This is a genomic window from uncultured Jatrophihabitans sp., from assembly GCF_964246335.1.
Lineage (GTDB): Bacteria > Actinomycetota > Actinomycetes > Mycobacteriales > Jatrophihabitantaceae > Jatrophihabitans.
On the sequence record NZ_CAXTQF010000010.1, the window covers coordinates 42,820 to 55,146 of the forward strand.

Genomic DNA, 12,327 nt, shown 5'->3' on the forward strand with positions numbered 1-12,327 from the left:
TCAGCGCGGGGTGGCCGACGGTGTCGGCAATCGCCCCAGAATCGCCAGCAAGCCGTCGATGCGCTGGTTCGCCGCACCGATCTTGGCCTGGTCACCGCTCTTGATCGCCGCCTGGAGCTGCCCGTACGCCTGATTGAGCTGGGCGTTGACCTGCGGCGTCGTTGTCGGGACGCCGGGCGCGACCGTTGCCGGTGGCGCCTTCGACGCCGAACTCGGCGCGGACGTGGTAGCCGGCGGCGAGGTCGACGACGACGGACTCGAACTGCTGCCCGGCTTCGTCGTGGTCGGCGTCGGCGACTGACCGACGTTGGAGATGGACGAACCGGGATCGCGGTTCTGCACGACGTCGGCCAACGCCTGGTCGAGGGTCTGGCCGTACCCGATCGCGTCCTGCGCGCCGTAGTAGACGATCACCCGCGACAGGATCGGATAGGACGACGACACATACAGCGGCTCGACGTAGAGGAACGAGTTGCCGACCGGCAATGTGAGCAAGTTGCCGTGGATGACCCGCGACTGCCCGGTACCGAGCAGCGTGATGTCCTTCGAGATCGTCGCCTGGCTCTTGAACTTGTTGGCGACCTGCCCGGGCCCGGGGATCGCCGACTTACCCGGCAGTTGCAAGACACTGATCTTGCCGTAGTCGGCCCCGTAATCGCTGTCCACCGAGATGTACGCAGCCAGGTTCGGCGAGTTGTTGACCACCATCGGTGAGGTCAGCTGGAACTCGGCCTTCTGACTCGTCGTGCCCGGTGGATTGGCGAGCACGTAGTACGAGGGCTGGTCGCCGACGGCACCTGGCGCGGGATCCGGCGGTACGGACCACTTGCCCTTGCCGTTGTAGGAGTTGCGCGGGTCGTTGATGTGGTACTGCGCCAGCAGCGCGCGCTGGGTGTTGAACAGGTCCTGCGGGTAGCGCACGTGCTGGCGCACGTCCGTCGGCATGTCCTTCACCGGCTTGACCAGACCGGGGAAGACCTTCGTCCAGGACTTCAGGATCGGATCGTGGGTGTCCCAGTCGTAGAGCGTCACCGTGCCGTCGTAGGCGTCGACGGTCGCCTTCACCGAGTTGCGGATGTAGTTGATCTGCGTGTCGCGCTGGTCCTTGCGCAGCGACGTGCCGGTGACGGCCGACAGCGATTGACGCTCGGAGTACGGCAGGTTGGCCATGGTCGTGTACCCGTCGACCATCCACATCATGTGGCCGGTCTGCTGGTTGACGAACGGGTACGGCGCCCCGTCCACGGTGAGGAAGGGCGCGACCTTCTGCACCAGGGCTTTCGGATCCCGGTTCAAGATGATCTTGGCGCCCTTCGCGCCGACGGCGTCGTTGAGGATGAAGTTGGTTTCCTTGTACTTCAGCGCGAACGCGAGCTTGGTCAACGGGCTGCTGAGCGAGACGCCACCCTTGCCGGCGTAGGTGATGTTCGCGCTGTTCGAACCGCCGTTGAACTCCCGCTTACGACCCTGCGCACCGACGATCGAATAGCTGTTCATGCCCTGGCCGTAGTAGATCTCCGGTTGGGTCAACTTCAACGGGCCGCCCGGCGGGATGTCGCCCTCGTCGAAGGAGGTCTTGCCGGTCGTGATGTCCCTCTCGGCCTGTGCGGCGACGAAGCCGTACCCGTGCGTGTAGACCGTGTACTGGTTGATCCAGTTGTCCAGCGATCCGGTCAGATTGCCGGGCACCAGTTCGCGTGCGCCGACGACGTAGTCGTGCGTGACCCCGCCGACCTGGTAGCGGTCGATGTTGAGCTTGCTCGCGAACCCGTAGGGGTAGAGCACCTTCTGCAGGTTGGTGAAGGTGGGGCCGACGACGCCGGGGTCCAGGATCCGGATGTTGTTCAGGGTCGTGTCGTCGGGATGAGCCGTGGTGTCGACCGCCGAGACGTTCGGGTTGTTCAGCGCGGCGTAGTTCTTGTACGTCACCGTGCCGCCGTTCTTGCCCTTGGCAGTGACGATGTCGTAACCCTGACGCGTCGCCTTGATGTTGCGCGAGATGTAGGGCGCTTCCTTGTCGCTCGCGTTCGGGTTGACCGTGAGGTGCTGCACGATCGACGGATAGATGCCGCCGATCAGGATGCTCAGCACGAGCAGCACGACGAACCCGATGCCCGGCAGGATCGCGTTGCGCAGCCACATGCTTGCCAGCACACCGACCGCCAGCACGATCGTGATCCAGAACAGGATCGTCTTGGCCGGCAGGGCTGCGTGCACGTCGGCGTACGAGGCGCCGGTGAACTTGCTGCGGCCGGTGAGCACGAACCCGTAACGGTCCAGCCAGTAGGCGACGGCCTTGAGGGCCATGAAGACGAACACGAGCGCCGTGATGTGCCGGCGCGCCGCGAGCGTGACCTTCGGTCCGGGCGTCTGCAGCCGGATCGCCCCGGTGAGGTAGTGGATCGCGATCGACAGCAACAACGCGAAGATGACCGCCGTGAAACCGAAGCCGAGCATGGTGCGGTAGACGGGGTAGTCGAAGGCGTAGAACGAGACGTCGCGGTGGAACTGCGGGTCGGTCTGATGGAACGACGTGCCGTGCAGCCACAGCTGCCATTCCTGCCAGTTGCCCTGCGCCGAGGCGCCGGCCGCGAGCAGTGAGATGACCATGACCAGCGCCAGCACCCAGCGCCGCCGCGGCTCGACCATCCGCACGTAGTTCTGCAGGTTCTGCTGCTCGGAGGACATCGGCCGGAACGGTGGCTTGATGCGATAGGCGACGGCCATATTGCCGCCCAGGATCGACGCCATCAGCACGCCGAAGATGAAGAACAGGATCAACCGCGTCCAGAACATCGTCGAGTAGACGTTGTGGTGACCGACCGAGCCGAACCAGAGGTAGTTGACGTAGACGTTCGACAGGTTCAGCAGCAGGATCAGCAGCACGACGAGGATCGCGACCACCGCGAGCACGATCTTCGAGCGACGCGAGAAGACCAAGGACGGCATCGGTGGCCGCATCGTCACAGGTGACTCCTTGCAGGACGGCAGAACGTCTGGGTCAACGTACCGGGCGGTGCCGCGGTTCCCGGCGGGCATCCGTCACGATGGACGGGTGTTGCTCGAACCGACGATCGCCGAGATCGAAGCTCATGTCGGCGCTGCGGGCTGGGACCAGCGGCCCACCCTGTTCGCGCTGGTGCGGGCGGCCCGCTTCGCCGCAGACGACCCGCAGACCGCGGCACGGCTGGGCATCGACGCCGTCGACCCGGACACCCTCACGCCCGTCGAGCAGGACGAGCTACCCGACGAACCACTGGACACCGTGCTGGCCGGCATCGCGTGGCCCGAGGCGGTGACGGGCTGCGTGCTCAGCCAGGAGATCGTGATCCTGCCGCCGGACGCCGACGAGCAGGCGCCCGATGCGAGCGCCGAGGACGCTGCCGGCCACCCGGAACGACGCGAGGCGCGCCTCGTCGCGGGCGTGCTGCGCGACGGCAGCACCGGCGCCCTCCTGCGTCTGCGCGCGCAACCCGGCGACACCGAGGGCGATCTGCTGACCGGGCCGGACCTGGCGCCGAACCTCGTGGCCGCGCTGCTCGACACCTTCGCCGACGACTGAACCCGCCGCATCGTTCAGCAGCCGGCCGGCGACTTGCCCTGCTCGAGCTGTTCGAGCGCGGTGACCGCGCCGTGCAGCGACGTGACCCGCACGATCTTCAGGCCGGCAGGGGTCGCGCCGACGACGTCGTTGCAGTTGCCGGCCGGAGCGAGGAACACCGTCGCTCCCTTGGCCCGCGCCGCGATCATTTTGAGCGCGATGCCGCCGATCGGGCCTACCTTGCCGGAGGCGTCGATCGTGCCGGTGCCGGCGATGAACCGGCCTTGGGTGAGGTCGCGCGAACCGACCTTGTCCATGATCCCGAGTGCGAACATCAATCCGGCCGACGGACCGCCGATCTCGTTGCCGAGTCCGAGGTCCACGGCGAACGGCGCCGCGCACACGGTGCCCGGCGTGATGCCGAGCGACCCGCCCTTGCGGCCCTGCAGCGACGGGCCGAGCTTGAGGCTGGTGTCCACCTGCTTCCCGGCGCGTTCGAGCCGGATCGGCACGGTCGTGCCCGGTGCTTCGACCGACAGCACGGCGCGCAACGCGTTCTCGCTCGCCGTTGGTCTGCCGGCCACGGACTCGAGCACGTCCGCGGGCTTGAGCACGGCGCGGCCCGCGCCGTTGGCGAGCACGCCGGTGATCCCGAACCTGCGCGGATAGCCGAGCTCGCACGACGCCGCGGCAATCGCGTTGTCCTGCGAGGCCGTGAAGTCGGCGGTGTTCTGCTTGTCCGTCTGCTGCTCGCTCTGCCCGGGGGGATAGACCGACGAGCGCGGCACGACCACCTGATCGTGTGCGAGCCAGCCGGTGAACGCCTGGAACGCGCTGATCGAGTCGTTGCTGACGCTGACTGTGGTCAGGTTGAGGTGCCCGCTGCGCTTGGCCGGTGTGCGGCCGTCGATGCCGATGATCTCCTGCGTCGCCTTACCGGTGTTGTAGCTGCCGAGCGTGTTGTACGTCGGGCCCGGCGACAGGATCACGTATGGCACGGGCATCGTGAGGGCGAGGACGAACAGGACGATGAACGCCACGCCTGCGACGATCAGCGTGCGCACCCGGCGACTCATCGACCCGAGTGCCGCCCCGCCCGGGACGGCGTCGATCGCAGGGAACGAACGGCGGGGCACCGGCGCAGCGTATCCGCCGCAACTATGACGAGCTGTAGGGACCGCGATCGCGCGAGCGCGCCGTTTGGGCGAGCGCGTCGAGGTAGTCACCGTGGGCGCGCACGGCCTCGCCGGTCGTCGGGATGCGCTTGGGTCGAGCACGCAGCCAGGACACCAGCGCCGCCAGCACGGTGAGCGCAACCGGGATCAGCAACCACACGACCCAGCTCACGTCGGCGACAGTACCGACGACCGACGTGTTCGCCGTGCGCGCAACGCGGGGTGCCGGCCGGCCGATCCGGAACGCCGGGGTGCCTCGGTTCGTCGGACTACCGTGGACAACATGACGAACTTCCCGTTCGGCTTCGGTGCCGGGTCAGGCGGCTCGGGTGACGGTAACGGCGACGACAACGGCGGCCTGCCGGACATGTTCGCGCAGATGCCGTTCTTCGCCGAGCTGCAGAAGTTGATGTCGTGGTCCGGCGGTCCGGTCAACTGGGACCTCGCCAAGCAGCTCGCGATCCAGACGCTGTCCGGCCACAACCACAGCGTGACGCCGGCCGACCGCAGCGCGATCGCGGATGCGGTACGGCTCGCCGACCTGTGGCTCGATGACGTCACCGACCTGCCGTCCGGCGTCACCACCGTCGAGTCGTGGACACGCGCCGAGTGGCTGGAGCGGACGCTGCCGGTGTGGACGTCGCTGTGCGACCCGGTGGCCGCGCGCGTCGTCGGCGCCATGTCCGAGGCGATGCCGACCGAACAGCTGCAGGCACTGGGCCCGGACAACCCGCTTGCCGGCATCATGAATCAGATCGGGGGCATGATGTTCGGCGCGCAGGTGGGGCAGGGCCTCGGCGGCCTGGCGCAGGAGGTGCTCGGCGCCACCGACGTCGGTGTGCCGCTCGGCCCGGACGGCGTCGCCGCGCTGGTGCCCGAGAACATCACCGAGTTCGGCAAGGACCTCGAGCGTGGCGCGGACGAGGTGCGGCTCTACCTCGCCCTGCGCGAGGCCGCGCATCAGCGCCTGTTCACCCACGTGCCGTGGCTGCGGCAGCGGCTGCTCGACACGGTCGACGCCTATGCCCGCGGCATCACCGTCGACATGTCCTCGATCGAGTCGGCCATGCAGGGCATCGACCCGATGAACCCGGAGGGGCTGCAGGACGTGTTGTCCGGCGGGTTGTTCACCCCGCAGAACACTCCCGAGCAGCAGGCCGCGCTCCGCCGGCTCGAGACGCTGCTCGCGCTCGTGGAGGGCTGGGTCGACACGACCGTGTCGGCGGCAGCCGGGGACCGCATGCCCGGCGCCGACGCCATGCGCGAGGCGTCGCGTCGCCGGCGCGCCACCGGCGGGCCGGCCGAGCAGACGTTCGCCACGCTGGTCGGCCTCGAGCTGCGCCCGCGCCGACTGCGCGAGGCGGCCACCCTGTGGTGGGGCGTCACCGAGAAACGTGGTGTCAGCGGCCGCGATGCGTTGTGGTCGCACCCGGACCTGCTCCCGACGGCGGACGATCTGGACGACCCGCTCGGCTTCGCCGACACCGTGCTGTCCGAGGCGGATTTCACCGCACCGGACGACCTCAGCGGCCTGGACCTCGGCCCGGTTGATTCGTCGCACGGCACGTCCGACCCCGACCCCGACCCGGAGTCCGAACCCGAACCGACGGATCCTGATCCCGCCGACCCCGAGGACCGGCCCGACTCACCGTCCTGAGCGACCCGGGTCAGCCGGCCGCGGCGGCGGGTCGGGTCGAGTCGCCGTCATCGGCGTCGTCGACGTCCTTCGCGGGGTCCAGGTCGTCGGCCAGGTCGGCCAGGTCGTCGGCGAGATCATCAGAGATCGGCAGGTGCGCGGCGGCACTCAGCCCGTCGAGATACCCGCGGGCGCGCTCGGTGCGCGGGTAGGTCGCCAGCAACTGCCAGAACCGTGGACCGTGCCCGGCCTCGAGCAGGTGAGCCAGCTCGTGCAGCAGCACGTAGTCGCGCACCCATGCCGGGACCTCGCGCAGCTGGCGGGAGAGCCGGATCGTGCCGTCGGCCGGCGTGCACGACGCCCAGCGGGTGCGCATCTGCGGCACCCACCGGACACTGCGTGGCTGCGGCGCACCGGCGAGGTAGCGCGCGGACAGCTCGCGGGCACGCGCGGCGAGCTCGGCGTCGCCGGCGCGAGGCCGGCGCGGGCCGGTGACCCGCGCGACCATCCGGCCCACCCATTCCTGCTCCTCAGCGGCGGTGAACCGATCCGGGATGAGCACGACGACGCGGTCGCCCTCGCGGTACGCCGACACCGTCCGGCGGCGACGCGCACTGCGGCGGACCTCGACCGGGCAGCCGTGTTCTGCGGCCAGGGTCGGACGCGACGCGCGGTGGGGCACGGGCCACACGCTAGCGATCGGGTCCGACGATCCGGTCGCGCCGCGCGGTGCCCGGCCCCGCGATACCTGCGACGACCGCGGTCATCCACAGCCCCTCGGCGCGTCGTGCACAGGGTCATCCACAGGTGTGGACATTCACTTCAGGGTTACGCGAAGATCGACAAGCCCCATTACACGGCGTAACGGCTTGCGGCACAATCTCCACGGAACGTACAAGCCCACCTCACACGGTCAACTGTGGATAACTCACGCCGCGGCGCGGTCGACGTGCGAGCGTGTGCCGATGACCGTGCTGGACCCGCTAGCCGCCGCTGCCGCCGCCGAGTCCGGCGCCGCACAGTACATGCTGGCTCCGGCGACGCGGCTGTTGTGGCGTTCGCCCACCGCGGTACACCTCGAACTCGGCAGCCGCGCGGTACTGGTCGAGGGTTTGCCGGTGCCGCTGATCCAGCGCGTCGCCGGTGCGCGTCCTCCGGTGCCCGACACAACCCGCGACGCGGGCGCCGCGATGCCCGACCCGGACGCGCGGCACGCGTTGCGTGCGCTCGCCGAGGCGGGCTACCTGTGGCCGCTGGCCGACCCACCGGCCGCCGCCCGGCTCGACGGTGACGAGCGGCTGCACATTCCCGCGGCCCGCCTCGGCCCCGAGTTCGCAGCACTGACCGCCCGGCACGGCGCCCACGCGGCCGAGATCCTCGCCGTCCGCCGGGCCGCGTCGGTGCAGCTGTTCGGCCCGGCACGGCTGAGCGCCCACCTCGCGGCGCTGCTGGCCGCGTCCGGAGTCGGACGGGTGCACTGCGCGCTGAGCGGCTCCACGATGCTGCACCACACGCTCCCCGGCGGGGTGCGACCGGGCGACGAGGGACGCCCGCTCGAGCGTGCCGCCGAGAACGCGGTGCACAACGCCGCCCCGGATACCGACACGAGAGCGCCCGATCCCGCGCAACGCCCCGATCTCACCGTGCTCACCGCCGACGGCCCGGTCGCCGACGACCGCCGACGCGCGCTGCACGCCCGCAACGCGCCGTACCTCGCGGTCACCGTCGGCGTCGACCACGGTGTCGTCGGGCCGCTGGTGCTGCCGGGGCTGACCAGCTGCCTGGGCTGCGCCGACCTGCACCGCCAGGATCGCGATCCGGCCTGGCCAGCGCTCGCCGCGCAGCTGAGCGTGCCGCGCCGCTACGGGCCGGCCTGCGACGCCGCGACCGCGACCTTCGTCGCTGCCACCGCGGCGATGCAGGCGCTGACCTTCCTCGACGGCGGCGAGCCCGCCGTGATCGACGCGACGCTCGAGCTCCGGCTGCCCGATTGGCGGCTGCGCCGGCGCAGTTGGCCGCCCCATCCGGACTGCGACTGTGCCCACAGTGCCCCGGGCGGCAGCGCGATGTCCTGACGCCTGGGCACAATGTGCGGCGTGACGGCGAATACGGGCGACGACGACATCCCGCAGCGTCGCCGCACCCGAACCGCCAAGCTGGCGTCGCTGCCGCTGGGCGTCGCCGGCCGCGCCACCCTCGGCCTGGGCCGCCGGATGACCGGCCGCTCCGCGGAGGAGGTCACCGCCGAGCTGCAGGCCAAGACCGCCGAGCAGCTGTTCGCCGTCCTGGGCGAGCTCAAGGGCGGCGCGATGAAGCTGGGCCAGGCGCTGTCGGTCTTCGAGGCCGCGCTGCCCGAGGAGCAGGCCGCGCCCTACCGCGAAGCGCTGACCAAGCTGCAGGAAGCCGCGCCGCCGATGCCTGCCGCGACGGTGCGCAAGGTGCTCGACGAGCAGTTCGGCCGCAAGTGGCCCGAGCGCTTCCGCGAATTCGACGAGACCCCGGCCGCCGCGGCAAGCATCGGTCAGGTGCACCGCGCCGTCTGGACCGACGGCCGCGAGGTCGCCGTCAAGCTGCAGTACCCCGGCGCCGGCGCGGCCCTCATGGCCGACCTCACCCAGCTGCGTCGGTTCGCCTGGCTGTTCGCACGCATGTCACCCGGCCTGGACGTCAAGCCACTGCTCGCCGAGATCCAGGAACGGGTGCTCGAGGAACTCGACTACACCCACGAGGCGCAGGCCCAGCGCGATTTCGCGGCGGGGTACGCGGACGACGACCAGATCATGGTGCCGCGCGTCGTCGCGAGCGCGCCGAAGGCCATCGTCAGCGAGTGGATGGACGGTCGCCCGCTGTCGTCGATCATCGCCACCGGCACGCAGCCCGAGCGCGACCACGCGGGCTCGTTGCTGGCACTGCTGCACTACTCGGCACCGGCGCGCTGCGGGCTGCTGCACGCCGACCCGCACCCGGGCAACTTCCGCATCCTGCCCGACGGCCGGCTCGGCGTCGTCGACTTCGGCGCCACCGCCGCGCTACCGGGCGGCTACCCCGAATCGCTCGGTCGGCTCACCCGGTTGACCGTCGACAACGACGGTGCGGCGGTGATGGAGCTCATGCGCGAGCTGGGCTTCATCCGGCCTGACGTCACGGTGCGCCCGCAGGATCTGATCGATTTCCTGGGCACCGCGGCCGAGCCGTTGCGCGAGGACACGTTCACCTTCAGCCGTGCCTGGATGCGCCGGCAGGCGGCCCGCCTGTCCGACCCGCGCAGCGCCGAGGCGAAGGTCGCACGCCAGCTGAACCTGCCGCCGTCCTACATGCTCATCCATCGCGTGACCGTGGGCACGATCGGCATCATGTGTCAGCTCGAGGCCACCGCGCCCTACCGCCGGCTGGCGTTGGAATGGCAGCCCGGATTCGCGAAGGAGTAGGCCATGACCGAGCCGGCACCGCAGGAGTCCGTCTTCACCTACGGGGCACCGACGTTGAAGTTCGGCGACGGCGCGTCCGACGAGATCGGTTACGACCTCGCGCAGCTCGGCAGCACCCGCGCTCTGGTGATCACCGATCCGCGGGTGGCGGCCACCGGACTCCCCGAACGAGTCGCGGCGCAGATGGCCAAGTTCGGCGTCGAGGCGGCGGTCTTCGAGGGCGCGCGCGTGGAGCCCACGGACGCCAGCCTGCAGTCGGCCATCGACTGGGCCCGCGCACACGGACCGTGGGACGCGTTCGTCGCGGTGGGCGGCGGCTCGAGCATCGACACCGCGAAGGCGGTCAACCTGCTGCTGACCAACCCCGGCGAGCTGATGGACTACGTAAACGCCCCGGTCGGCGGCGGCGCCGACCCGGTCAACGTGCTGCACCCGCTCGTCGCGGTGCCCACAACCACGGGCACCGGTTCGGAGAGCACGACGATCTGCGTGCTGGATGTGGTCTCGCAGCGGGTCAAGTCGGGCATCAGCCACGCGCGCCTGCGCCCCATGCTGGCCGTGGTGGACCCGCTGCTGACGGTCACGCAGCCGGCCGGCGTCACCGCCTCGGCAGGCATGGACATCCTGTGCCATGCGCTGGAGAGCTACACCGCGCGCCCGTACACGGCGGGCAAGCGCAAGCAACCCGAACAGCGGGTGCCCTACTGCGGCTCGAACCCGGTGTCGGACATGTGGTCCGAGCGCGCGCTCGGCCTGATGGCCACCAGCTTCCGCCGGGCGGTGAGCCACGGCGACGACCTCGACGCGCGGCGCAACATGGCACTCGCCGCGACCTTCGCGGGCCTCGGGTTCGGCAATGCCGGCGTGCACATCCCGCACGCGAACGCATACCCGATTGCCGGGCAGGTGCGCGATTTCCGTCCGGACGGCTACCCCGACGACGAGGCGATGGTGCCGCACGGCATGTCCGTGTCGTTGACGGCACCCGAGGCCTTCCGGTTCACCTTCGAGGCCTCGCCCGAACGGCACCAGCGCGCAGCCCGCTTGCTCGACCCGGACGCGACCGACGACGGCCCTGACCTGCTCGCGGACACGCTCGCGTCGCTGATGCGCGACATCGGCATCCCGGACGGCGTGAGCGCCGTCGGCTTCGGCGAGAACGACGTCGAGGACCTCGTCGAGGGCGCGCTGAAGCAGCAGCGGCTGCTCGCCACGGCGCCACGCGAGGTGCGGGCGGAAGACCTGGACGGCATCTTCCGGCGGTCCATGTCCCTGTGGTGATTCCCGCCGGGTGCGTGACCGCGGGCACAGTTACTCGTTGGTAATGACGACACCAACTGCGCCGGTACCGGTCACCGGCAGACCCGAGGAGTCGTCATGCCCCGCCTGACCAAGCTCGCCGTCACCGCAGCGTCGCTCGCCGCAGTCGCGGGCGTCGCCTTCGCCGCCACCACCGCGTCCGGCGCCACCTCGGCGCCGCTGAACTACGTCGGCATGGGCGATTCCTACAGCGCCGCGTCGGGCAACGTGCCGCCGGACCCGAGCGCGGCGCCGCAGTGTCTGCGCTCGACGGTCAACTACCCGCACCTCATCGCCGCCACGACCGGCGCCAAGCTCACCGACGTCACCTGCGGCGGCGCACAGACGAAGGATTACTTCTCGAGCCAGTACCAGGGCCTCGCCCCGCAGCTGGACGCCCTGAGCTCGAAGACGCAACTCATCACCATGACGATCGGCGGCAACGACAGCAACGTCTTCATCGACTCCATCGTCGAGTGCGGCGTCGCCGGGGCGACCACCGCCGGGCAGGGCAGCCCCTGCAAGGACCGCTACGGCTCGTCCTTCGACAACACGATCAACCACACGACCTACCCGTCGCTGGTCAAGACGCTGCAGGCGGTGCACGCGAAGGCGCCGCACGCGCGCGTCGCGATCCTCGGTTACCTGCAGATCCTGCCGAAGAGCGGCGGTTGCTACCCGCAGATGCCGGTCGCGAGCGGCGACGTGCCCTACCTCGACGACATCCAGGCGACGTTGAACAGCGCGGTCAAGCGGGCGGCGGCGGCCACCGGCACCACCTACGTCGACGCCACGAAGATCTCGCAGGGCCACGACGCGTGCCAGGCGGAGGGCGTGCGTTACGTCGAACCGGTGATCGGCGGCACGAACCCGGTGATCGTGCACCCCACCGCGCTGGGGGAGTCGACGCTCGCGCAGCTGACGATCACGACGCTCCACCTGCACTGCCGCGGCGGCGGGCCGGCCCGCCGACGCGCTGACGTGCTGACGTGCTGCAATGGCGGCATGCGCGAGACGTGCTCGGTCTGCGGGCGGCAGGCGGACCCGCAGGTCGACGGTGATCCGCCGCTGGCGTGGAGCGCCGAGCCGATCGGCGACGCCGAGGGCACGCGTTGGGTCTGCGCGCAGTGCACGCGCGAGCACGTCCGCGCGATCGAGGCCAAGCTCGACCCGCACTGGTGGTAATCCCCGCCTTCCCACCCGAGATGGTCGCTGCGCGGGCCCGCGCAGCGACCATCTCGGGTGGGA

10 protein-coding genes are annotated in these 12,327 nt (G+C 70.3%); 6 read left to right on the plus strand and 4 right to left on the minus strand.

Going from position 1 to position 12,327, the window contains the following annotated elements; translation table 11 throughout:
* Window positions 1-2,961 carry a UPF0182 family protein gene (locus tag ACFFCN_RS04980; RefSeq protein ID WP_375490053.1) on the minus strand — a complete coding sequence of 987 codons (2,961 nt, stop codon included), beginning with the start codon at window positions 2,959-2,961 and terminating at the stop codon, window positions 1-3.
* 94 nt (window positions 2,962-3,055) lie between these two features.
* Here ACFFCN_RS04980 and ACFFCN_RS04985 point away from each other — a divergent pair, with 94 nt between their 5' ends.
* Window positions 3,056-3,562 (plus strand): PPA1309 family protein, encoded by a 507-nt coding sequence (locus ACFFCN_RS04985; protein WP_375490029.1) that lies wholly within the window; start codon window positions 3,056-3,058, stop codon window positions 3,560-3,562.
* A gap of 14 nt (window positions 3,563-3,576) precedes the next feature.
* On the opposite strand, the gene ACFFCN_RS04990 is transcribed toward ACFFCN_RS04985, so the two are convergent.
* Window positions 3,577-4,677 carry a PDZ domain-containing protein gene (locus tag ACFFCN_RS04990; RefSeq protein WP_375490030.1) on the minus strand — a complete coding sequence of 367 codons (1,101 nt, stop codon included), beginning with the start codon at window positions 4,675-4,677 and terminating at the stop codon, window positions 3,577-3,579.
* 22 nt (window positions 4,678-4,699) lie between these two features.
* Complete coding sequence (locus ACFFCN_RS04995; RefSeq protein WP_375490031.1) at window positions 4,700-4,888, minus strand: hypothetical protein; 189 nt, start codon at window positions 4,886-4,888, stop codon at window positions 4,700-4,702.
* A gap of 111 nt (window positions 4,889-4,999) precedes the next feature.
* Between ACFFCN_RS04995 and ACFFCN_RS05000 the strand changes: the two genes are divergently transcribed.
* A complete protein-coding gene (locus ACFFCN_RS05000) occupies window positions 5,000-6,373 on the plus strand; it encodes a zinc-dependent metalloprotease (protein WP_375490032.1) in 1,374 nt (457 codons plus the stop codon).
* A 10-nt stretch (window positions 6,374-6,383) separates the two neighbouring features.
* Here ACFFCN_RS05000 and ACFFCN_RS05005 read toward each other — a convergent pair whose 3' ends face one another.
* Entirely contained in the window at window positions 6,384-7,043 is a 660-nt protein-coding gene (locus tag ACFFCN_RS05005; RefSeq protein WP_375490033.1) for a M48 family metallopeptidase, read from the minus strand.
* 274 nt (window positions 7,044-7,317) lie between these two features.
* Here ACFFCN_RS05005 and ACFFCN_RS05010 point away from each other — a divergent pair, with 274 nt between their 5' ends.
* From ACFFCN_RS05010 to ACFFCN_RS05025, 4 genes are all read left to right on the plus strand, one after another.
* Window positions 7,318-8,427: a thiamine biosynthesis protein ThiF gene (locus tag ACFFCN_RS05010; protein WP_375490034.1), complete on the plus strand. Its 1,110-nt coding sequence runs from the start codon at window positions 7,318-7,320 to the stop codon at window positions 8,425-8,427.
* Window positions 8,428-8,448: 21 nt separating this feature from the next.
* Window positions 8,449-9,780 (plus strand): ABC1 kinase family protein, encoded by a 1,332-nt coding sequence (locus tag ACFFCN_RS05015; protein ID WP_375490035.1) that lies wholly within the window; start codon window positions 8,449-8,451, stop codon window positions 9,778-9,780.
* A gap of 3 nt (window positions 9,781-9,783) precedes the next feature.
* On the plus strand, window positions 9,784-11,061 hold the full coding sequence (locus ACFFCN_RS05020) for a hydroxyacid-oxoacid transhydrogenase (protein WP_375490036.1): 1,278 nt from the start codon (window positions 9,784-9,786) through the stop codon (window positions 11,059-11,061).
* Between the two features lie 96 nt (window positions 11,062-11,157).
* Window positions 11,158-12,264 (plus strand): SGNH/GDSL hydrolase family protein, encoded by a 1,107-nt coding sequence (locus ACFFCN_RS05025; protein WP_375490037.1) that lies wholly within the window; start codon window positions 11,158-11,160, stop codon window positions 12,262-12,264.
* Window positions 12,265-12,327: the final 63 nt, after the last annotated feature.

Excerpts from the sequence above, each read along its gene's own strand:
- ACFFCN_RS04980 (WP_375490053.1), bottom strand. The coding sequence starts at position 2,961 with ATGCGGCCACCGATGCCGTCCTTGGTCTTCTCGCGTCGCTCGAAGATC.
- ACFFCN_RS05000 (WP_375490032.1), top strand. The coding sequence starts at position 5,000 with ATGACGAACTTCCCGTTCGGCTTCGGTGCCGGGTCAGGCGGCTCGGGT.
- ACFFCN_RS05010 (WP_375490034.1), top strand. The coding sequence starts at position 7,318 with ATGACCGTGCTGGACCCGCTAGCCGCCGCTGCCGCCGCCGAGTCCGGC.
- ACFFCN_RS05020 (WP_375490036.1), top strand. The coding sequence starts at position 9,784 with ATGACCGAGCCGGCACCGCAGGAGTCCGTCTTCACCTACGGGGCACCG.
- ACFFCN_RS05025 (WP_375490037.1), top strand. The coding sequence starts at position 11,158 with ATGCCCCGCCTGACCAAGCTCGCCGTCACCGCAGCGTCGCTCGCCGCA.